This is a genomic window from Thiomonas arsenitoxydans, from assembly GCF_000253115.1.
Taxonomy (GTDB): Bacteria; Pseudomonadota; Gammaproteobacteria; order Burkholderiales; family Burkholderiaceae_C; genus Thiomonas; species Thiomonas arsenitoxydans.
In genome coordinates this window covers 1,115,523-1,135,834 of sequence record NC_014145.1, presented here as the reverse complement: position 1 = coordinate 1,135,834, position 20,312 = coordinate 1,115,523, and the positions used below count along the sequence as shown (strand labels likewise).

Here is a 20,312-nt window from a genome sequence, read left to right as displayed (position 1 = left end):
ACATCCGACGCAATGTTTGCAGGATGTGCCTATTTTTTTACCCGCGCCCTGACGGCTGCTGCAGCCAGCGAGTGATGGGCTGCCATTGCTCCAGGTCTTTGGCCGCCTGGCTGGGCGGCAGGTCCCACAGGGTGAGGCCGTGCGCGGCCATCTGCGGGTACAGCGTGGTCTGGCGCAGATTGCTCAGCATCGGCAGGCCACTTTGCGTCACGAAGGCCTGTAATTGCTCGGCGGCATGGGTGCGCGGGTCGATGCGCACACCCACCAGGCCCACATCGAAGCCGTGTTTTTCGCGCGCCTCGCGCAGTTTTTCCAGGAATTCCTGCGTGGCGTAGATGTCGAAAATCGACGCCGACAGCGGCACCAGCACCTTGTCGGCCTGTTTCATCACATCGTTCAGCCGCCAGCCATGCAGCCCGGCGGAGGTGTCGATCACCGCGTGGGTCGTGCCCTTGGGCGGTTTGGCGATGTAATCAAAGCTCATTTCCCAGGTGTCGATGCGCGGCAGCGCTGAATCGCGCAGCGACAGCCAGAGGCGGGCCGATTCCTGCCGGTCGGAGTCGCCCAGCATGACCCCATGGCCTTGACTGGCGAAAAATCCGGCAACCTGCGTGGACAGGGTGGATTTGCCCACCCCGCCCTTGGGATTGGCGACAACGATGACCGGCATGAGGCGTCCTTTCTGCTTTGTGTTCTGGTGATGGGTACGAAATTACCAGAACCGACGCACAAACTCCACGCCGCGCACGCGCGCCCTATGCGATGCGACAAGCCTGCTCGAAGCTCAGACGCGGGCTGCGGGGGAACAACGCGCTGGCGTCGCCATAGCCGAGATTGCACAGAAAGTTCACCTTGACTTCGGTGCCCGCGAAAAATGCGGCGTTCACCGCGTCGGCATCGAAACCGCTCATCGGGCCGCAGTCCAGGCCCAGGGCGCGGGCCGCGAGAATAAAGTAGCCGCCTTGCAGGCTGGAGTTGCGCATCGCCGAGGAGGCGATGAAATCCGGCTTGCCCGCAAACCAGTTGCGCGCGTCGAGATTGTGCGGAAACAGCTGCGGCAGCTGTTCGTAAAACGCCATGTCCATGCCGATGATGGCGGTCACCGGCGCTTTGAGCGTCTTGGCGCGGTTGCCCTCGCTCATGCAGGGCGCAAGGCGGGCCTTGGCCTCCTGCGACTGCACGAACACGATACGCGCCGGGGAACAGTTGGCCGAGGTTGGCCCCCATTTCATCAGGTCGTAGAGCTGGTGCAGCAGGTGCTCGGGCACGGGCTGATCCAGCCAGGCGTTGTGCGTGCGGGCTTGGTCAAACAGTTGGCGCAGGGCGCTGGCGTCGATCATGGGCATGGTGAGTCTCCTGAGAACAAGCTGAAATGGTCGCTCAAAACCGATTTGTAAGTGCATGCGAATCACGGGCGGATCGGCTGCAGGACAATACGCCCACCATGTTCAATCCCAGCAAAGACGAGGTTCGGCAGTTTTTTCTTTCCGCCTGGCAGCGGCATCGTGCTGGCGGCGTGCTCACGCCGCTGGAACTCATCGCGGCAGACTGGATGGAACTGCACCCCGAATACCACGCCGAACTCTCCGACCCGCAAAGCGCCAGCCGCGACTACGCCGTGGAGCAGGGCCGCACCAACCCGTTTCTGCATCTGTCGATGCATCTGACGATCGCCGAGCAGGTGTCCATCGACCAGCCGCCGGGCATCCGCCAGGCCTTCGAGCTGCTGCGCAGCAAGCGGGGCGAGCACGAAGCGCACCACACCATCATGGAGTGCCTGGGCGAGATGTTGTGGACGGCGCAGCGCAGCGGTCTGCCCCCGGATGGCGCCGCCTACGTGGACTGCGTGCAGCGCCGCGCAACGCGGCGCTGAGAGCCCCTTGGGGCGAGAACCGAGCGCAGCGAGGTTTGCGGGCGCGCGTCTTCAGCCTTCGACGGCTTCGAGCACCAGTTGCACCTGGGTGATGCCCTGCCAGGTATTGCTCTCCAGCCGGTAGGCGATGCGCGCCTCATCCGGAAGAAAGTCGGTGCGGCCCCAAGCCACGAGGTCGAACTGCGCGTTGCCGGGCGCGCCCTCGCTGTCGAGCAGCCGCACCTTGGCTTTCAAGTGACGCTCGCCGAGCAGCCGCTGCTGCCGCACCTGCACCCGGGCGCTGAAAAGGGGCGCGGCGAAGCCCTGCCCCCACACCTGCGCAGCAAGCAGCGACGCCATTTCGGGCAGCAGCCATTGCGCGGGTAGCGGCCCATCCACCTCAATGCGGCGCTGCAACTGCGCCGGCGCCAGCCATTCGGCGGCCACTTGGGCAAACGCGGCACGAAATCGCTCGAAGCCATCGTCCACCAAGGAACAACCCGCCGCCATGGCGTGGCCGCCGAAGCGCAGCAACAGACCCGGCTCGCGCTTGGACACCAGATCGAGCGCGTCGCGCAGATGAAAACCGGCAATCGAGCGGCCCGAGCCGCGCAGCGTGCCGTCTTCAGCCGGGGCGAACACAAAGGTAGGGCGATGCTCGCGGTCTTTGATGCGCCCGGCAACGATGCCGATCACGCCTTCGTGCCAGTTGGGCGCGAACAGGCTGATGGCGGGGGCGCTGCCTTCCGCACCGAGATCCAGCCCCTCCAGCATGGCCAGCGCCTCGGCCTTGATGCCGTCTTCGATGCTGCGCCGCTCGCGGTTGAAGGTGTCGAGCAGTTGCGCGAGTTGCAGCGCGCGGGCGGGGTCGTCTGTGGCGAGGCACTCGATGCCCACGGTCATATCGGCCAAGCGCCCCGCGGCGTTGATACGGGGCCCCAGCGCGAAGCCCAGATCGGCGCTGTTCACCCGCGCCGCCTCGCGCCCCGCCACTTGCAACAGCGCGGCAACACCCGGCTGCATGCGCCCGTCGCGGATGCGCTTGAGCCCCTGCGCCACCAGCAGCCGGTTGTTGGCATCGAGCCGCACCACGTCGGCCACGGTGCCCAGGGCCACGAGATCGAGCAAGGCGTCGAGGCGCGGCTGGCTGGCGGCGTCGAACACCCCGCGCTGGCGCAGTTCAGACCGCAGCGCCAGCAGCACATAAAACATCACCCCGACCCCGGCGATGGACTTGCTCGGAAAGTCACAGCCCGGCTGATTCGGGTTGACGATGACCTCGGCCTCGGGCAGCGTGTCGCCCGGCAGGTGGTGGTCGGTGACGAGCACGCGAATGCCCTGCTCGCGCGCCCGCGCCACGCCCTCGACACTGGCGATGCCGTTGTCCACGGTGACGATCCAGTCGGGCTTGCCATCGGCGTGCTGCAAGGCCAGCTCCACCACCGCGGGCGACAGGCCATAGCCCGTGGTGAAGCGGTTGGGCACGAGGTAGGAAACCGCCGCCCCCATCGCCCGCAGGCCGCGCAGCCCCACGGCGCAGGCAGTGGCGCCGTCGCAGTCGTAATCAGCGACGATGAGCAGGCGCTCGCCGCGCGCAATGGCATCGGCCAGCACCACCGCAGCGGCTTCCGCCCCCTTGAGCAGCGCAGGCGGCAGCAAATGCGGCAAAGCCAGCTCCAGTTCGTCCGCCTCTTTCACCCCGCGCGCGGCGAACAACTGCGCCAGCAAGGGATGCGTGCCGGCCTCTTGCAGCCGGTGCTGAGCGCGGGGATCGGGTTGGCGCAGAACGAATTGCATGGGTTCGTGTCGAGAGTCAAAACACTATTGGAACCGATGCCGCAGCGGCCTACCCCCGCCCCTACACTGCGCAGTCCATGTCGCGCTCCAAACTCGTCTCTGCCCTGCTGCCCACGGTGCTGCCGTGGATGACCACGCCGCCGCTGCGGCCGCTGCTCAACTGGGGGCTGCGCCGCAGCCTGCGTGCCTCGCGGCTGGCGCACACCCGCAGCCCGGCCGACTTCGGGCTGGCGTCTGCCACGGTGCGCATCCCCACCGCCAACGGCAAAACCCTGCATGCCTGGCATCTGCCCGCACCGCAAGCCGCGCCGCGGCCCTCGCCCGCCCTCGTCATCGTGCATGGCTGGGGCAGCAATGCCGACCTCATGCTGCCACTGGCCCCCGCGCTGCATGCCGCCGGACTTGCGCTGCTGTTCATCGACACCCGCTGCCACGGCGCCAGCGATGACGAGCCCTTCACCTCGCTGCCGCGCTTCGCCGAAGACACGGTGCACGCGGTGGACTGGCTGGCCGCCCAACCCGACATCGACCCAAGCCGCATCGCCCTGCTCGGCCATTCCGTCGGCGCGGGCGCGGTGCTTTTGGCGGCCACCTGGCGGCCGCAAATCGCCGCCGTCGTCAGCCTGGCCGCCTTCGCCCACCCCGCCGACATGATGCAGCGCTGGATGGCCGAACAAAACTTGCCAGATGCCGTCATCGGCCCCTACATCCTGAAGTATGTGCAGCGCACCATCGGCTATCGCTTCGACGCCATCGCCCCCCTCACCACCCTGCCACAACTGCGCTGCCCCGTGCTGCTGATGCACGGCGAGCACGACACCACGGTGCCGGAGGAAGATGCGCACCGACTGCTGGCCGCCGCCGCTGCGCGCGACAGCGTGCAACTGCACATCGGCCCCGGCGGGCATGATTCGATGGACGCTTTTCTCGAGCAAATGCCCCAGGTCATCGGCTTCCTGAATCAGGTCAACAGCGCACCGTCAGATCTGGCAAACCGCATCGCCACGGACTAGGGTTGCGGCTGCTACGCCTCGATCTCCGGCCGTCCCCAGTAGTAGCCCTGTCCCCAGTCCACGCCGATGCGGCGCATGACTTCGGCGGTGGCCTCGTCTTCGATGCCTTCGGCGATGGTCAGGATGCCCAGCTCGTGCGCCATGCTGTTGATCGATCGCACCATGGCCTGCGCCCGCGCGCTGTGCGCGGCTTCGCGCACCAGCTCGGCCTCGATCTTGAGGTAGCTCACCGGCAGCTTGAGCACATAGAGATACGACGAGTAGCCGCTGCCGAAATCGTCCACCGCGAGCTGGAAACCGAAGTCGATCAGCGGCTGCACCAGTTGGCGCACGGCCTCGGCATCTCCGATGAGTTGACGTTCGGTGATCTCGATGACCATGGGCTTGGCCTTGCCGGTCATATCCACCGCGCAAGTGCTGCAGAAATGCTGCGCCCGGTCGAGCAGTTGTTGCACATCTTCCGGTCGACTCAGGAAGTCGGCGGAGCAGTTGATCATGTACTTCATCGGCGTGCCGGTCTGCTCCATGCGCTGGCTGCAGCGCGCCATCACCTGCTTGGACACACGCGAATCGATGCGGTGCTCCAGGCGCAGACGGTTGGCCACGTCGATGAACTGCCCGGCCGCAATCACATCGCCGTTTTCCGCAACCAGCCGCGCGAGGGCTTCAAACCCCATGATCTGCCCGTCGGCCAGGGATACCAGCGGCTGATAGGCCACGCGGATGCGGTCGTCCTCAATGGCGCGCTTGAGGGTGAAGCCCTGCAGATAGTCCTGCGCCGACTTGCCCTCGAACTGCTTGACCCGGTTGCGCCCGCCGGCCTTGGCGTTGTAGAGCGCGGAATCGCACTGCCCCAGCAGTTCGGCGGAGGTGAGCGGGCCGCCGGGCTCCCAAGCGGATACGCCGAAACTCGCCGTCAGCCGCAATTCCGCGCCGCCCACGGACATGCGGGTATGCGAGATCAGCTCGCGCAGCTTCTCCGCCGTGGCGTGCGCGGTCTCGAGCGACGAATCGGGCAGCAGCACCAGAAATTCCTCGCCGCCCCAGCGCGCCACCTGGTCTTCCTTGCGCACCCTGGTTTGCAGCAGGTGCGCGACCTGCTGCAGCACGGCGTCGCCCGCGGCGTGGCCGAAGCCGTCGTTGATCAGCTTGAAGTGATCGAGGTCGAACAGCACCAACGCGTAGCCGATGCCATGGTCTCTAGCGCGATCATGGGCGCGCTGCAGGTATTCGCCCATGCCACGGCGGTTGAGCAGCCCGGTGAGGCTGTCCTGATTGGCCAGGCGGTACATGATTTCGGACCGATCGCGCAGTTGCGCGCTGTCGCGCTCGGCTTGTTTGCGCACCAGCCGATAGGCCAGCGTGAGCACCGCCAACCACAGCGCCAGAATGGTCAGCGCAGGCCAGTAGGCGCGCCAGAAATCACGCCAGATCAAAGCGCGCGGCACGGTCATGTTCACCAGCACGTCGTAGTGCGGCAGGCGCACCCAGGCGCCCAGGCGGGGAATGTCGTCCGAGTCCACCCGGCCGCTGAACACGCCGGAGGTGGCGCCATCCGGCGCATGCCGCGCGGCACGGGCCAGTTCTCCCTGCCGCTTGGCGCTGTAAAAGCGCGGCAAATCGTCCGTCTTGGGCGCGGGCCAGCGCGCGAGCAGGTAGCCATCTGCGCGCATCAGCGCGATCGACATGCCCGGCATGGCATATTCCGCAGCCGCCACGGAACGCCGCCAGCGTTCGAGAAAGTCATTGAGCTCCACGGGCACCGCAATCAGCAACTGCGGCTGCCCCGCGGCGTTTTTCACAATCAGGCGCAGAGGAATCACCCAGCGGTGCAGCATGGGGCCGTACACCGCCTTGCCCACCTCCAGGCCTCCTGTGCGCCCCGCCTGCACGATGCCCGGCCAGATGTCGGGCATGTTGCGGAAATTGGGCAAACGCCTCTGTCCGGGCAGGGTCGTGGCAAACATCTGGCCATCGGCCGTGGACAGATTGATCGACAAGGCCTGATCCGGCCCGAGCAGGGCGCGATAGCGCTGCAACAGCGGCTGGAGCTGATCGGGTGCAGCCAGCAATTCAGGACGCGTCAGCAGATCGTTGCCAAGCGCGGACATGACCGATTCATAGCGGTCGAGATAGGCCGAGGTGGCGTCCGCGAGAAACGCCGTTTCCACCCGCAGGGTGCTGCGCAGCGTGACGTCCTGCCGCTGCCAGTTGATCCAGGCCAGCCAGGCCGCGAAAACCAAGGTGAGCCCGACCAGACCCCAATAGCCGCGACGCAGTCGGCGCGGCATGGCCGCGGCGCCTTGCGGCGCAAGCGTCTGGGCGGGGGAAAACAACGGGGTGGAACCAGGCATGCAGCAAAAAATCTCGTACCGGTATCCCGCACGTGCTGTGCGATCTGCGCCGGTTTTATTGGGTTGGGCGCAGTGTAAATGCGCCTTGTCTGAAGAGCCCGTCGATTACTTCACACTTTGGCGGCCACCCCCGCGAACGCGCGTGATCCCTCTGGCCGCTGCGCCCTGCGTCGGCAGATCGAGCCCGGGTGCACCTGTAGCGATCTGCAGCGTTGACAGGCCCTACATGCCCACGTAGTTCGGCCCGCCCCCGCCTTCGGGCGCAACCCAGACGATGTTCTGCGTCGGGTCTTTGATGTCGCAGGTCTTGCAGTGCACGCAGTTCTGCGCGTTGATCTGCAATTTGTCGCAGCCGTCCGGGCCCTTGACGAATTCGTACACCCCGGCCGGACAGTAGCGGGTCTCCGGCCCAGCATAGGTCTTGAGGTTGACTTGCACCGGCACCGACACGTCCTTGAGAGTCAGATGGGGCGGCTGATTCTCCTCGTGATTGGTGTTGCTCAAATAGACCGAACTCAGCCTGTCGAAAGTGAGCACGCCGTCGGGCTTCGGATAGTCGATGCGCGGGCAGTCGGCGGCCGGTTTGAGCATGGCGTGGTCGGGCACATGGTGATGCACCGTCCACGGCGGCGACTTGATGCCGATGCGCGGCAGAAACCAGCGCTCGATGCCGGTCATCAGCGTGCCCACCAGTCGGCCCTTCTTGAACCACTGCTTGAAGTTGCGCGCGGTCTTGAGTTCGGCGTGCAGCCACGACTGCTCGAACGCCGCGGGATAGGCGCTGAGTTCGTCTTGCGCGCGCCCTGCAGCCAGCGCATCGGCGATGGCCTGCGCCGCAAGCATGCCGGTCTTGATCGCCGCATGACTGCCCTTGATGCGCGATGCGTTGAGAAACCCCGCTTCGCACCCCACCAGACAGCCGCCGGGAAACACCAGCTTGGGCAAGCTCAGCAGCCCGCCGGCCGTGATGGCACGCGCGCCGTAGCCCAGACGCTTGGCGCCGTCGAACAAACCGCGAATTGCCGGATGGGTCTTGAGCTGCTGAAATTCCTCGAACGGACTCATCCACGGATTGGTGTAATCCAGCCCGACCACGAAGCCGATGGCCACCTTGCGGTCTTCGAGGTGGTAGAGAAACCCGCCGCCGTAAGTCTTGGGATCGAGCGGCCAGCCCGCGGTGTGCAGCACCAGCCCAGGCTGGTGTTTGTCGGCAGCCACTTCCCAGAGCTCCTTGATGCCAATGCCGTAGCTTTGCGGATCGCGCCCGGCGTCGAGCTTGAAATGCGCGATCAACTCGCGGCCCAGCTGACCGCGCGAGCCTTCGGCGAACACCGTGTACTTGGCGCGCAGTTCCATGCCCAGCGCGAAATGATCGGTCGGCTCGCCGTCCCTGCCCAGCCCCTGGTTGCCTGTGGCCACGCCGCAAACACGGCCCTGCTCGTCATAGAGCACCTCGGCCGCAGCGAAGCCGGGGAAAATCTCCACGCCCAACGCTTCAGCCTGCTGCGCCATCCAGCGCACCAGATTGCCCAGGCTGATGACGTAGTTGCCGTGGTTCTTGAAACAGTCGGGCAGAAAAGCCGCGGGCGCGGGCTTGGCGTTGGCGTCGCTCAGGAACAAAAACTGATCCGCCGTGACTGGCTGATTCAGCGGCGCGCCCATCGCCTTCCAGTCAGGGAACAGTTCGGTCAGCGCGCCGGGGTCCATGATGGCACCGGACAAAATGTGCGCCCCCGGCTCGGAACCTTTTTCCAGCACGCAGACCGAGATCTCGCGCCCGGCCTGCTGCGCCAACTGCTTGAGATGGATGGCCGTAGCCAGTCCGCCAGGGCCCGCCCCGACGACGACGACGTCGTAATCCATGGCCTCGCGCGGGCCGAATTTTTCCAAGAGTTGATGCGGGGTCATCGCGGTCTCCACGGTCAGGCTGTTTTGAGCAGCATTTTAGGCACGGCGGCCACAAAAAAGAACGATCGTTCGATTTTAGGGCAACCGTATTTCAGACAGCGTAATAGAGCACCGCGAAAAAATGACAGACCGTGCCCGCGAGCACGAACAGATGCCAGACGAAGTGCGCATAGCGCCAACGCTCGTCGAACACAAAAAACACCACGCCCAGGGTGTAAGACACGCCGCCCGCCACCAGCCAGAACAGCCCCATCGGCGCGATGCGCTCGGCTAGCGGCACGATGGCGATCAGCACCACCCAACCCATGCCCAGATAGAGTGCAGTGGACAGGTGCGGAAAGCGCACCCCGGCAAACGCCTTGAGCAGCAGCCCCATCGCCGCCAGCCCCCAGACCACGCCGAACAAGGTCCACCCCCATCCCCCGCGCAACACGCCCAGGGTGAACGGGGTGTAGGTGCCGGCGATCAGCAGGTAAATGGCCGCATGGTCGAGGCGCTGAAACACCGCCTTGAGCCGCGGCTGCGGCAGAGCGTGATATAGGGTGGAGGCGAGATAGAGCAGGATGGCGCTGGCGCCGAAAACCGTCGCCCCCACCACGCTGGCCACCGGCTGGTGTCCAACCGCATGAACGATGAGCACGGGCAGCGCAGCAATGGACAGCAACAGCCCGAGCCCGTGGCTGATGCTGTTTGCGATCTCTTCGCCCAGACTCTGCGGTCGCAGAGCGGCGATGTCGGTTGCGCCCCCGGTTGCGCGTTCAGTTGCGATTTGTGCCATGCAGCAAATATTAAGCCGCTCCCTGAATTCGCGCACCCGACAGATACTGGAAAATTCCCTGCCTGTGCAAATATCTCCTTGCCGCACTATCCTTGCGCTCACGCAAATTAAGGCTATTTTTGCGTTTTCCCGCACTCCCACAAAGATCCAGACCGTGAGTTCCACCCCCACCACCGCTGCACTCGCCCCGGCTGACAACACCCCGGCGGAGCAGACCCGCTTTCGCATCCTCGGAGCGATCAGCTTTTCGCATTTCCTCAACGACATGATCCAGTCGTTGATTCTGGCGATCTATCCGCTGTTCAAGACCGATTTCCACCTGAATTTCGCCCAGATCGGTCTGATCACCCTTACCTATCAATTCACCGCCTCGCTGCTGCAGCCGCTGGTGGGTTACTACACCGACAAATATCCCAAGCCCTACTCGCTGGCAGTGGGCATGGGCTGCACCCTGGCCGGGCTGCTCACGCTGTCGGTGGCGCCGACCTTCCCCATCCTGCTGCTGGCCGCGGCCATGGTGGGCACCGGCTCCTCGATCTTCCACCCTGAGTCGTCGCGCGTAGCCCGCATGGCCTCGGGCGGACGCCACGGTCTGGCGCAGTCCATCTTCCAGGTGGGGGGCAATGCGGGCACCGCCACCGGGCCGCTGCTGGCCGCGTGGATCGTGCTGCCGCATGGGCAAAAGAGCGTGGCCTGGTTTTCGCTGGCCGCCCTGCTGGCCATCGTCGTGCTCATCGGCGTGGGTCGCTGGTACAGCCACCAGCACCGCCTGCCGAAGAAGGCCACCGCCATCAAGCATTCACCGGTTCCGCCGCATCTGGTGCGCCGCACGCTGGCGGTGCTGCTGGCGCTGATCTTCTCCAAGTTCTTCTATTTGGCCAGCATCAACAGTTATCTCATTTTTTATCTGATGCACAAATTCCACGTCAGCACGGAAATTGGGCAGTACCACCTGTTTGTCTTCCTCGCCTCGGTCGCGGCGGGAACGCTGATGGGCGGCCCGATCGGCGACCGGGTCGGCCGCAAGGCGGTGATCTGGGTGTCCATCCTCGGCGTAGCGCCCTTCACCCTGATGCTGCCCTACGCCAGTCTGGAAATGTCGGCCGTGCTCAGCGCCATCATCGGCTTCATGCTGGCCTCGGCATTTCCGTCGATGGTGGTCTATGCGCAGGAGCTCATTCCCGGCAAGGTAGGCACCGTGGCCGGGCTGTTCTTCGGCCTGGCGTTTGGCCTGGGCGGTATCGGTGCAGCCGTGCTGGGCCAGTTGGCCGATATGTGGGGCATCGACGCGGTGTACAAAATCTGCTCCTTCCTGCCGCTTATCGGACTCTTGGCCGTGTTTCTACCCAATCTGCATCAACCCAAGGCAGTGCCGCCCAAACCCGCAGCCGCCTGACGGCGTTTCGGTCAAACCCCGGGCCAAACCCCGCCCCAGCGGGGTTTTTTCATGGCCGCAGAAAAATGAAACGAGGCTGAAGGACTGCCGCCCACGGGCGAACCCGGCCCGCCGGGCAAGGTCTATTTCAGGGCGTGTTCACGCAAGTCTTGAAAGGATCATCATCATGTCCCTCTCGTATCAAGCCCTGCGCCGGGGCGCACTGATCGGCGCTTTAGCGGGCCTGTCGGCGGCTGGCTTGCTCAGCCCCACTCTGAGCCAGGCTGCGGAGGTTCACCACGCCGGAGATATCTCTTACCTCTGCGGCGGCGTGGGCCAAGGCAGCCTGAAAGCGCTGCAGGCGCGAGCGCCCGAATTCAATCTCGGCTTCTGGATGGTGGAAGGGCCGCAAGGGGCCTATCTGGCCGATGTGCCGATCCACGTCATGCAGCACGGCAAGACCGTGGCCCAGTTCACCGCTGGCGGCCCTTTGTGCTATCTCAAAGCGCCTGCGGGTCGGTACACCATCGTCGGGCTGCACAAACAGCAGGAACGCAAAATCGAGATGCAGACCGGAAACAAAAACGCCTACCTGCGCTGGTGAGGCGCGGGCAGGCGTTGTGCCGTTCTGCCCTGCTTCTGCGGTTGATTACAGCGGGCGGCTGATGACTACGGCGCCGCGCAGCTGCCCCGGCGCGTAGCCAGTGGCCGCATCGTGCGGGTAGTCGGTCTTGAGTTTGTCGGCCACGCCGGGTGCGAGTTGCGCGGTGGTACCGTGGCAAGCTAGGCATTGCGTCTGCAGCACGATGGCCTTGGCGTAATGCAAGGTGGGCTTGCCGTTCTCAGTCACCACTTCGCTCCACTCCAGGGTTTCGGGCTTGGCGCCCGATTTCAGATCGGCGTTCAGGTGGCCCAGCGCCTTGTGCTGCCAGACGTTGGGTGTGCCCATGTCGATATTGCGCACTCGGGTGCCCACGCGGGTGATCTTCCAACCGGTCTTGTCGGCCAGACCCATGGCGATTTCGGGGGCGATGGTTTTGCAAACCGTGATCGAGCCCGCCGGGCCGTTTTCCTTCATGCTGGCCTGCAGCTTGCCGCTCAGGGTTTTGAGCAGCTCGCCGGTGACGGCGCGAGTGGCCTGCATCTGTTCGGGGCTTGCGGCCTGTTGCGCAAAAGCGGAAACCGGCACGGCTGCAACGGCCAGCGCAGCCATCAAGGGTGGCAAATGACGAGTCAAATGACGCATGAGCATCTCTCCAGAAAATCGCGTCCTGACGACTTGCCGGACACCTTGGCGCGATTATGTAACTAATTGTGTTTCAAGTCTGCCCTAGTTCGCGAGCTTGAGCTTCATATTGATTGAAATCAAACTCGCGACAGACGACCGTCTGACAGCGGCGACATGTCGCACTTTTTTGCAGTCCCAAACTCAGGTCTGCGGATCGAGGAAGCCCCCCGCGCGATAAGTCAGCACCAGGGTATCGCGCCAGCCGCCTCGGGTTTCGCCTGCGGGCAGGACGGGGGTGCTTTCGTGAATCACGCGGGTGTCGTCCATCAGCAGCACGCTGCACGGCTCAGCCAGGGTGAAGCGCACGCCGCGCTGTCCAGCGAGCTCGAACACCCGGGTTTCGCCACCGCGAATGTCGTGCCGCGAGATCAGCACCACGGCCACAAAATCCACGCCGTCGCGGTGCGCCCCTTCCGGCGTGGGGCGGCCCACACCTTCGCGGGTATCGATGCGGAACTGGTGCGCTTCGATGAACCATTGCGGCGCCGGGCGCACCTGTGCGAACAGCCGCCCCAGCCCGAGCAGCAAGGGCTGCCAGAACGGTGCCCGCTGCAGCTCGTCGGTCAAGGGCGCGAACCAGCGCAACATGCCGCCGTGCAGCGCGTTGTAAGAGGTCGGCTGCCAATGCGCACGGTGCGGCGCGGCCTGAAGCTCCGCCTGCCCTGCGGCCGGCTGCCGGGTCTGAATGAAGCTGCCATGACGCCGGAAGCGATAGTGCCCGCCGTCTTTGAGGTAATCGTCGGGCGGCAGGTCGTTCCACAAACCGAGGGCCGGCGCACAGCTCGCCAGCTCATAGCCCGCCATGGCGGCCAGATCGGCGGCGCCCAGCACACAAAAACCTTGCTGCTGCAAGCGCGCCAGCGCGCTGCTGCCCGCGGGCATGGGCGCGCCAAAACTCAGGGTGTCATCGGGCGCCTGCATCACTTACCCCAACTGTCTCTGAGCGTCGTCGTGCGGTTGAACACGGGCTGCGCCGGGGAATGATCGACCCGGTCGGCGACAAAATAGCCGTGCCGCTCGAACTGGAACGATGCCCCGGCAGGAGCTATGGCCAGCGCGGGCTCGATATAGGCCTGCACTGTCTGCTTGCTTTGCGGATTGAGCACAGCGAGAAAATCGCGGCCACCCGCGTCGGGATGCGCCTCGGTGAACAGGCGGTCGAACAGCCGCACCTGCGCGGCCACGCCCAGACTGGCGCTCACCCAGGTAATCACGCCTTTGACCTTCACCGCGTCTGCCCCCGGCGTGCCGCTTTTGGTGTCGGGCAACAGTTCGGCCAGCACCTTGGTGACTCGCCCTTCGGCATCTTTTTCACAGCCGGTGCAACGAATCACGTAGCCGTATTTCAGCCGCGCCAGGCCGCCGGGCGTGAGGCGGTGATAGCCCTTGGGCGGAACCTCCATGAAGTCTTCACGCTCGATCCAGACCTGCGCGGTGAGGTCGAACTGCCGCCGCCCCATCTCGGGGTGGCCGGGATGGACGGGCGCGCTGCAGGGCTCGGCGTGCGCCGCGCTGCCGAACACCTCGGCCCAGTTGGTGAGTTCGAGCTTGAGGGGATCGAGCACGGCCATCGCACGCGGCGCGCGCGCATCGAGATCGTCGCGCAAAGCCTGTTCGAGCACGCTGTAGTCGATCCAGGAATCGGCCTTGCTCACGCCGATGCGGTCGGTGAACAGGCGCAGGCTCTCAGGCGTGTAGCCGCGCCGACGCAAGCCCACCAGCGTGGGCATGCGCGGGTCGTCCCAGCCGTCCACATGGCGCTCGGCCACGAGTTGCGCCAGCTTGCGCTTGCTCGTCACCACATAGGTGAGATTCAAGCGCGCGAATTCGTACTGGTGCGGCCGCGGACTGGCGACCAAGCCCAGCCGCACGAGATGATCGAGCAGCCAGTCGTAGAACGGCCGTTGATCCTCGAACTCCAGGGTGCACAGGCTGTGGCTGATGCATTCCATCGCGTCTTCGATCGGATGCGCGAAGGTGTACATCGGGTAAATGCACCAGGTGTCGCCCGTGCGGTGATGGTGCGCGAAGCGGATGCGGTAAATCGCCGGATCGCGCAAATTGATATTAGGCGCGGCCATGTCGATCTTTGCGCGCAACACCATGCTGCCTTCCGGGTGCTGGCCCGCGCGCATTTCCTCGAAACGCCGCAGGTTTTCCTCGGGCGTACGGTTGCGCCAGGGGCTGTCCACACCCGGCTCGGTGAGCGTACCGCGGTTGCGGCGCATGTCGTCAGCGTTCTGCTCATCCACGTAAGCCAGACCGTGTTCGATCAGCGCGCAGGCGCAGCGGTACATGAAATCAAAGTCGTCACTGGCATAGAACAGATGCGAAACGCCGTCCGCGTTCCAGTCGAAGCCCAGCCAATGCACCGCATCGAGAATGGCATCGACGTATTCCTGGTCTTCTTTTTCGGGATTGGTGTCGTCGAAGCGCAAATGGCAGACGCCGCCGAAGTCTTGCGCCAGCCCGAAGTTCAGGCAGATGCTTTTGGCGTGGCCGATGTGCAGATAGCCGTTGGGCTCGGGCGGAAACCGGGTGCGGATGCGTGCCGGATCGGTCTGCCCCGCAGCATGTCCGGCAGCGTCAGCCGGATGACCGGCAAAGCGCCGGTTTGCATAAGTGCCTTGCGCCAGATCGCGCTCGATAATCTGACGCAGGAAGTTCGAAGGTTTGTCAACAGGTTCCATAGCCCCGCTATTTGAACAGGTCTGGAAAAGGCAGGACGCGGCTGTGTTGCAGTGCAAACAGGCTGCCCTGTCCTGCGCCGGGCTGAAAGCCAAAAATCTGCCCCGATTGAAGCGCGGGAAAAAACTTCACACGCGCTGTCGGCAAGCCGGAATGGCTCTCGTTACTCAAGCACCAACCACAAGATGTTCAGGAGGTTTCCATCATGTTCCGTCACATCGTTCTGGCCCTTGCGGGCAGCGCTGCACTCATTGCCGCACCGGCGGCGCATGCTGACCGGGTGTTTTGGTCGGTCAACGTCGGCGTTCCCGGGGTGGTGACCAATTTTTCGAATGCTTACCCGGTGTATCAGGCGCCGCCGGTGGTGTATGCACCGCCGCCGCCCATGCCGCCGGTCTATTTCGCCCCACCTCCTCCCCCGCCGCGCCCGGTGTACTACGGCTATGGTCAGGTTTACACCCCGGTGGCAGTCGCGCCGCCCTACTACTACGGCGCTCCGGTGCGCCGCTGGGACCGCGATCATTGGCGGCATGACCGCGGACACGGCTGGGGGCATCGCGACCACGACCGCGGCGATTGGGATCGCCGCTGAGCGTAGAGTAATCAGCGGCGCTTGCTGCTCCCCAGCAGGCTGCCCAGCACGCCGCGGATGATTTCTCGGCCCACGGTGCTGCCGATGCTGCGCGCAGCCGACTTGGCCAGGGTTTCGAGCATGGAATCCTTGCGTCCCGAACCTCTCGCCAGACCGCCCAGACCCTGTCCCAGCGAATCGAGCAGACCGCCGCCTGAACCGGTTGGCGCTCCGGTTGGCGCTCCGGTTGGCGCTCCGGCAGTTGGCGCGGGCGCGGCGGCTTCTGGCGCGGCTTGCACCCGACCTTTGAGCAGTTCGTAGGCCGATTCGCGGTCTACGGTTTTTTCATACACCCCCGCCACCAGCGAGCCCTGAATCAGCGCCTTGCGTTCCTCGGGGCTGATCGGCCCGATGCGGCTACCCGGCGCCAGCATCCACACCCGCTCGGTCGGTGTGGGGCGACCCTTTTCGTCGAGCAGCGACACCAGCGCCTCGCCCACCGCGAGTTCGGTGATGGCCTGGGCCACGTCCAGACCCGGGTTGGGACGCATGGTGTCGGCCGCGGTTTTCACCGCCTTCTGGTCACGCGGAGTAAACGCGCGCAGCGCGTGCTGAATGCGGTTGCCCAACTGGCCGAGCACGGTGTCGGGAATGTCCAGCGGGTTTTGCGAGACGAAGAACACGCCCACACCCTTGGAGCGGATGAGCCGCACGACCTGCTCGATTTTTTCCAACAGCGGCTTTGGTGCATCGTTGAACAGCAGATGCGCCTCGTCGAAAAAGAACACCAGCTTGGGCTGATCGGGGTCGCCGATTTCGGGCAGGCGCTCGAACAGCTCGGACAACAGCCACAGCAGAAAGGTGGCATATAGACGCGGCGCCTGATAGAGCTTGTCAGCGGCGAGGATGTTGACCATGCCGCGCCCATTGCCGTCGGTCTGCATTAGGTCGTCGATGTTGAGCATGGGCTCGCCAAAGAACTTGTCGGCGCCCTGGGTTTCAAGCTGCAGCAAGCCGCGCTGAATGGCCCCCACGCTGGCCGCGCTGATATTGCCGTACTCGGTGGTGAAGCTCGCCGCGTTGTCGCCCACCTCCTGCAGCATGGCGCGCAGGTCTTTCATGTCGAGCAGCAGCAGGCCGTTGTCGTCGGCGATTTTGAACACCAGATTGAGCACGCCGGTCTGCGTCTCGTTGAGTTGCAGCAACCGCGCCAGCAGCAGCGGCCCCATGTCGGAAATGGTGGCGCGGACGGGATGGCCCTGCTCGCCGAACACGTCCCACAGCATCACCGGGCAGGCGCCGAAAGTCGGCTCGGGCAGGCCGAGGGTCTTGAGGCGTTCGGCCAGCTTGGGGCTCAGACTGCCCGCTTGTGAAATTCCGGTCAGGTCGCCCTTCACATCGGCCATGAACACCGGCGTGCCGATGCGCGAAAACGCCTCTGTCAGCACCTGCAGACTCACGGTCTTGCCGGTGCCGGTCGCGCCGGTGATGAGGCCGTGGCGATTGGACAGGCGCGGCAACAAGTGGCATTGCACCTTGCCGTGCTGGGCGATGAGGATGGGATCGGACATGGCGGTAGCCTGGGTGTGAAGGGGGGCGGGCAGGAATCGGGCGCACGGCGCGAAAGTAGAATTCGCAGTCTATCAACGCCCTCGCTGCACGCTGTCACCCTGCCGCAGGGCATCCTCAGGAGCATCGCACCACCATGGCCGGACATTCCAAATGGGCCAATATCCAGCACCGCAAAGGCCGTCAGGACGAAAAACGCGGCAAGGTCTGGACCAAGATCATTCGTGAAATCTCGGCCGCAGCCCGTCTGGGCGGCGGCGACCCCAACGCCAATCCCCGACTGCGCCTGGCGGTCGACAAGGCCAAGGCGGCGAATATGCCCGCCGATACGGTGAAGAAAAACATCGACAAGGCCACCGGCGCGCTCGAAGGCGTGCATTACGAAGAAATTCGCTACGAAGGCTATGGCGTGGGCGGTGCGGCGATCATCATCGACTGCCTGACCGACAACCGCGTGCGCACCGTGGCCGAAGTGCGCCATGCGCTGTCCAAGAACGGCGGTAATCTGGGCACCGAGGGCTCGGTGGCCTTCCAGTTCAGGCATTGCGGCCAGCTCGTGTTCGCGCCCGGCACCTCGGAAGACAAGGTGATGGAAGTGGCGCTGGAGGCTGGAGCGGACGACGTGATCACGGATGACGACGGCGCGATCGAAGTGCTCACTCCGCCGGCCCAGTTCGAGGCGGTGCGCGCCGCGCTCGAAGCCGCCGCGCTGCAGCCGGAACTCGCCGTCATCACCATGCGCGCCGACAACACAGTCGAGCTGGCGGGCGACGACGCCGAAAAGATGCAAAAACTCATCGACGCCCTGGAAGACCTTGACGATGTGCAAGAGGTCTATCACAACGCCGCCTTCGCCTAAACCACCGCATTCACCATGAAACTCCTCGTCATCGGCTCCGGCGGACGTGAACACGCCATCGCCTGGAAGCTGGCGCAGGCGCCGCGGGTACAGAAGGTCTATGTCTCTCCCGGCAACGGCGGCACCGCGCTCGACTCCCGGCTGGAGAACCTGCAGGTGGCCAACGCCGAAGAGCTGGCCGCGTTCTGCGTGCGCGAAAAAATCGCCTACACCGTGGTCGGGCCCGAAGCGCCGCTGGCCGCAGGCATCGTCGATGGCTTTCGCGCCCGCGGCCTGAAAATTTTCGGTCCGACGCGCGCCGCCGCCCAGCTCGAAAGCTCCAAAGCCTTCTCTAAGGACTTCATGGCGCGGCACCACATTCCCACCGCCGCCTACGCCACCTTCGAAGACGCTGCGGCAGCGCATGCCTATGTGGACAAGCACGGCGCGCCCATCGTCGTCAAGGCTGATGGCCTGGCCGCAGGCAAGGGCGTGGTGGTGGCGCAGACTGCCGACGAAGCCCATGCCGCCATCGACGACATGCTGCAGGCCAACCGCTACGGCGTGCAGCACAACGCGGGCCGCGCACGCGTGGTCATCGAAGAGTTTTTGCAGGGCGAGGAAGCCAGTTTCATCGTCATGGTCGACGGCCTGCATGTGCTCGCACTGGCCTCCAGCCAGGATCACAAACGCCTGCTCGATGGCGACAACGGCCCCAACACCGGCGGCATGGGCGCCTACTCACCAGCGCCCGTGGTCACGCCCGAAGTGCACGCGCGGGTGATGCGCGAAATCATCCTGCCCACCGTCAAAGGCATGGCGGCCGACGGCATTCCGTTCACCGGCTTTCTCTACGCCGGGCTGATGATCGACGCCCAGGGCCGCGCCAAGACGCTGGAATTCAACTGCCGCATGGGCGACCCGGAAACCCAGCCCATCATGGCCCGTCTCAAGAGCGATCTTTCGGTGGTGTTCGAGAAGGCCATCGCCGGGCAGCTCGATCAGGTGGAACTGGAGTGGGACCGCCGCACCTCCCTGGGCGTGGTGCTCGCCGCACATGGCTACCCTGAAAACCCGCGCAAGGGCGACGCCATCACCGGCATTCCGCCCGAGACCGCCGACTGCATCACCTTCCATGCCGGTACCACGCTCGACGCGCAGGGCGTGCTGCGCACCTCGGGCGGCCGGGTGCTGGTCGTCACCGCGCTGGGCGATTCGCCGCGCATCGCGCAGCAACGGGCTTACGAGGCCATCCACACGATTCACTTCGACGGCATGCAATGCCGCCGCGACATCGGCTGGCGGGCCATCAAGCGATAAGCTGAACTTTGACCTGGGCCTGCAAGCCGGGCAAAGCGGCCGGATCGAACAGCTCGGTGCCCGGCTGCTGAGAAGTGCCGCTGCCGCAGGCCAGGGCGAGACGCAGGGCATCGGCGGGTGTTGCATGGCGTGAGAGCGCGGCGACCAAACCGCCGACCATCGAATCGCCCGCGCCGACGGTGGACACCACCGCCACCTCGGGCGCGAGGCCGATATAGGTCTCGGCACCCACCAGCACCGCGCCTTCGCCGCCCAGAGAGACACAGACCCACTCCACGCCTTGCGCGTGCAGCACTCGGGCCTCGCGGATGACCTCATCCCGCGTGGGCAGCGGTCGGCCGACGAGCTGTTCGAGTTCGAAACGGTTGGGCTTGATGAGAAAGGGCCGGGCGGCCACTGCCTGCGCCAGCGCCTCGCCCTGCGCGTCTACCACGGGCTTTGCGCCTTGGGCGCGCAGGGCGGCGCACAACTCGGCGTAGTAGCCGGGCGGAACGCCAGGAGAACGCGAGCCGGTGAGCACAGCGTAGCCATTGCGGGCGAGTTCGAGCACTTCGGCGCTGATGCGGTCCAGTGTCGCGGCGTCGATCACCGGCCCGGTGGCGCTGACCTCGAACTGGGCACGCGGCTGGCGCTGCTGCAAGGTGGTGTTGATACGGGTTTCGCCGTCGATGCGCACCAGATGAGGATGGTCGATTTGCCCGGAGGTCAGTCGCTCGAACAGCATGCCGATTTCGCCCGCCACGGTGGCGCAAGCCCATGCCGGAATGCGCAGCCGCTTGAGCGCGCGCGCCACGTTGATACCGTTGCCGCCGGGATCAAGCCGCGTGGCGGTGGCGTGGACTTTCTGGTCTTCGATCAGTTGCGGGATGTCGTAGCTTACGTCCACGCAGGGGTTGAGCGTGAGGGTGACGATGGGCGGCATGTCGGCTTGAACGGGGGTCATGCGGTTTCCTCTTTGCGA

Annotated in this window: 18 protein-coding genes; 7 read left to right on the top strand and 11 right to left on the bottom strand. The window is 65.0% G+C overall.

From position 1 onward, the window contains the following. Positions 1-37: 37 nt before the first annotated feature. Positions 38-670, bottom strand: coding sequence for a nucleotide-binding protein (locus tag THI_RS05210; protein ID WP_013105188.1), 633 nt, complete (start codon positions 668-670; stop codon positions 38-40). A gap of 85 nt (positions 671-755) precedes the next feature. Further along, positions 756-1,346, bottom strand: a complete 591-nt coding sequence (locus THI_RS05205) for a malonic semialdehyde reductase (RefSeq protein ID WP_013105187.1) — start codon at positions 1,344-1,346, stop codon at positions 756-758. 98 nt (positions 1,347-1,444) lie between these two features. Here THI_RS05205 and THI_RS05200 point away from each other — a divergent pair, with 98 nt between their 5' ends. Then, positions 1,445-1,873, top strand: coding sequence for a DUF1841 family protein (locus tag THI_RS05200; RefSeq protein WP_041608911.1), 429 nt, complete (start codon positions 1,445-1,447; stop codon positions 1,871-1,873). A 51-nt stretch (positions 1,874-1,924) separates the two neighbouring features. On the opposite strand, the gene recJ is transcribed toward THI_RS05200, so the two are convergent. Further along, on the bottom strand, positions 1,925-3,649 hold the full coding sequence (recJ, locus tag THI_RS05195) for a single-stranded-DNA-specific exonuclease RecJ (protein WP_013105185.1): 1,725 nt from the start codon (positions 3,647-3,649) through the stop codon (positions 1,925-1,927). A 77-nt stretch (positions 3,650-3,726) separates the two neighbouring features. On the opposite strand from recJ, the gene THI_RS05190 reads away from it, so the two are divergent. Next, a complete protein-coding gene (locus THI_RS05190; protein ID WP_013105184.1) occupies positions 3,727-4,662 on the top strand; it encodes an alpha/beta hydrolase in 936 nt (311 codons plus the stop codon). A gap of 11 nt (positions 4,663-4,673) precedes the next feature. Here the strand turns inward: THI_RS05190 and THI_RS05185 are convergent, their stop codons facing one another. From THI_RS05185 to trhA, 3 genes are all read right to left on the bottom strand, one after another. Then, entirely contained in the window at positions 4,674-7,016 is a 2,343-nt protein-coding gene (locus tag THI_RS05185) for a putative bifunctional diguanylate cyclase/phosphodiesterase (RefSeq protein ID WP_013105183.1), read from the bottom strand. Between the two features lie 222 nt (positions 7,017-7,238). Then, on the bottom strand, positions 7,239-8,924 hold the full coding sequence (locus THI_RS05180) for an electron transfer flavoprotein-ubiquinone oxidoreductase (RefSeq protein ID WP_013105182.1): 1,686 nt from the start codon (positions 8,922-8,924) through the stop codon (positions 7,239-7,241). A gap of 91 nt (positions 8,925-9,015) precedes the next feature. Next, entirely contained in the window at positions 9,016-9,702 is a 687-nt protein-coding gene (gene trhA, locus THI_RS05175; protein WP_013105181.1) for a PAQR family membrane homeostasis protein TrhA, read from the bottom strand. Between the two features lie 154 nt (positions 9,703-9,856). Here trhA and THI_RS05170 point away from each other — a divergent pair, with 154 nt between their 5' ends. Then, the gene (locus THI_RS05170) at positions 9,857-11,098 is read left to right on the top strand and encodes an MFS transporter (RefSeq protein WP_013105180.1); all 1,242 of its coding nucleotides are present in this window, start codon (positions 9,857-9,859) and stop codon (positions 11,096-11,098) included. 166 nt (positions 11,099-11,264) lie between these two features. Further along, the gene (locus tag THI_RS05165; RefSeq protein WP_013105179.1) at positions 11,265-11,681 is read left to right on the top strand and encodes a hypothetical protein; all 417 of its coding nucleotides are present in this window, start codon (positions 11,265-11,267) and stop codon (positions 11,679-11,681) included. Between the two features lie 45 nt (positions 11,682-11,726). Here THI_RS05165 and THI_RS05160 read toward each other — a convergent pair whose 3' ends face one another. The 3 genes from THI_RS05160 to THI_RS05150 all read right to left on the bottom strand — a co-directional run bounded on the left by THI_RS05160 (position 11,727) and on the right by THI_RS05150 (position 15,055). Then, positions 11,727-12,323, bottom strand: a complete 597-nt coding sequence (locus THI_RS05160; protein ID WP_013105178.1) for a Tll0287-like domain-containing protein — start codon at positions 12,321-12,323, stop codon at positions 11,727-11,729. Between the two features lie 183 nt (positions 12,324-12,506). After that, complete coding sequence (locus tag THI_RS05155; protein ID WP_013105177.1) at positions 12,507-13,286, bottom strand: 2OG-Fe dioxygenase family protein; 780 nt, start codon at positions 13,284-13,286, stop codon at positions 12,507-12,509. After that, positions 13,286-15,055: a glutamine--tRNA ligase/YqeY domain fusion protein gene (locus tag THI_RS05150; protein ID WP_013105176.1), complete on the bottom strand. Its 1,770-nt coding sequence runs from the start codon at positions 15,053-15,055 to the stop codon at positions 13,286-13,288. Before THI_RS05150 ends, THI_RS05155 begins: the two co-directional genes overlap by 1 nt. A 203-nt stretch (positions 15,056-15,258) precedes the next feature. On the opposite strand from THI_RS05150, the gene THI_RS05145 reads away from it, so the two are divergent. Further along, entirely contained in the window at positions 15,259-15,645 is a 387-nt protein-coding gene (locus tag THI_RS05145; RefSeq protein ID WP_013105175.1) for a hypothetical protein, read from the top strand. Positions 15,646-15,656: 11 nt separating this feature from the next. On the opposite strand, the gene THI_RS05140 is transcribed toward THI_RS05145, so the two are convergent. Then, a complete protein-coding gene (locus THI_RS05140; RefSeq protein ID WP_013105174.1) occupies positions 15,657-17,195 on the bottom strand; it encodes a helicase HerA-like C-terminal domain-containing protein in 1,539 nt (512 codons plus the stop codon). 134 nt (positions 17,196-17,329) lie between these two features. On the opposite strand from THI_RS05140, the gene THI_RS05135 reads away from it, so the two are divergent. Next, positions 17,330-18,052, top strand: a complete 723-nt coding sequence (locus tag THI_RS05135) for a YebC/PmpR family DNA-binding transcriptional regulator (RefSeq protein WP_013105173.1) — start codon at positions 17,330-17,332, stop codon at positions 18,050-18,052. 15 nt (positions 18,053-18,067) lie between these two features. Next, positions 18,068-19,351: a phosphoribosylamine--glycine ligase gene (gene purD, locus THI_RS05130; protein ID WP_013105172.1), complete on the top strand. Its 1,284-nt coding sequence runs from the start codon at positions 18,068-18,070 to the stop codon at positions 19,349-19,351. On the opposite strand, the gene THI_RS05125 is transcribed toward purD, so the two are convergent. Next, complete coding sequence (locus THI_RS05125) at positions 19,341-20,294, bottom strand: 1-phosphofructokinase family hexose kinase (RefSeq protein ID WP_013105171.1); 954 nt, start codon at positions 20,292-20,294, stop codon at positions 19,341-19,343. The two genes, purD and THI_RS05125, sit on opposite strands and share 11 nt — an antisense overlap. Positions 20,295-20,312: the final 18 nt, after the last annotated feature.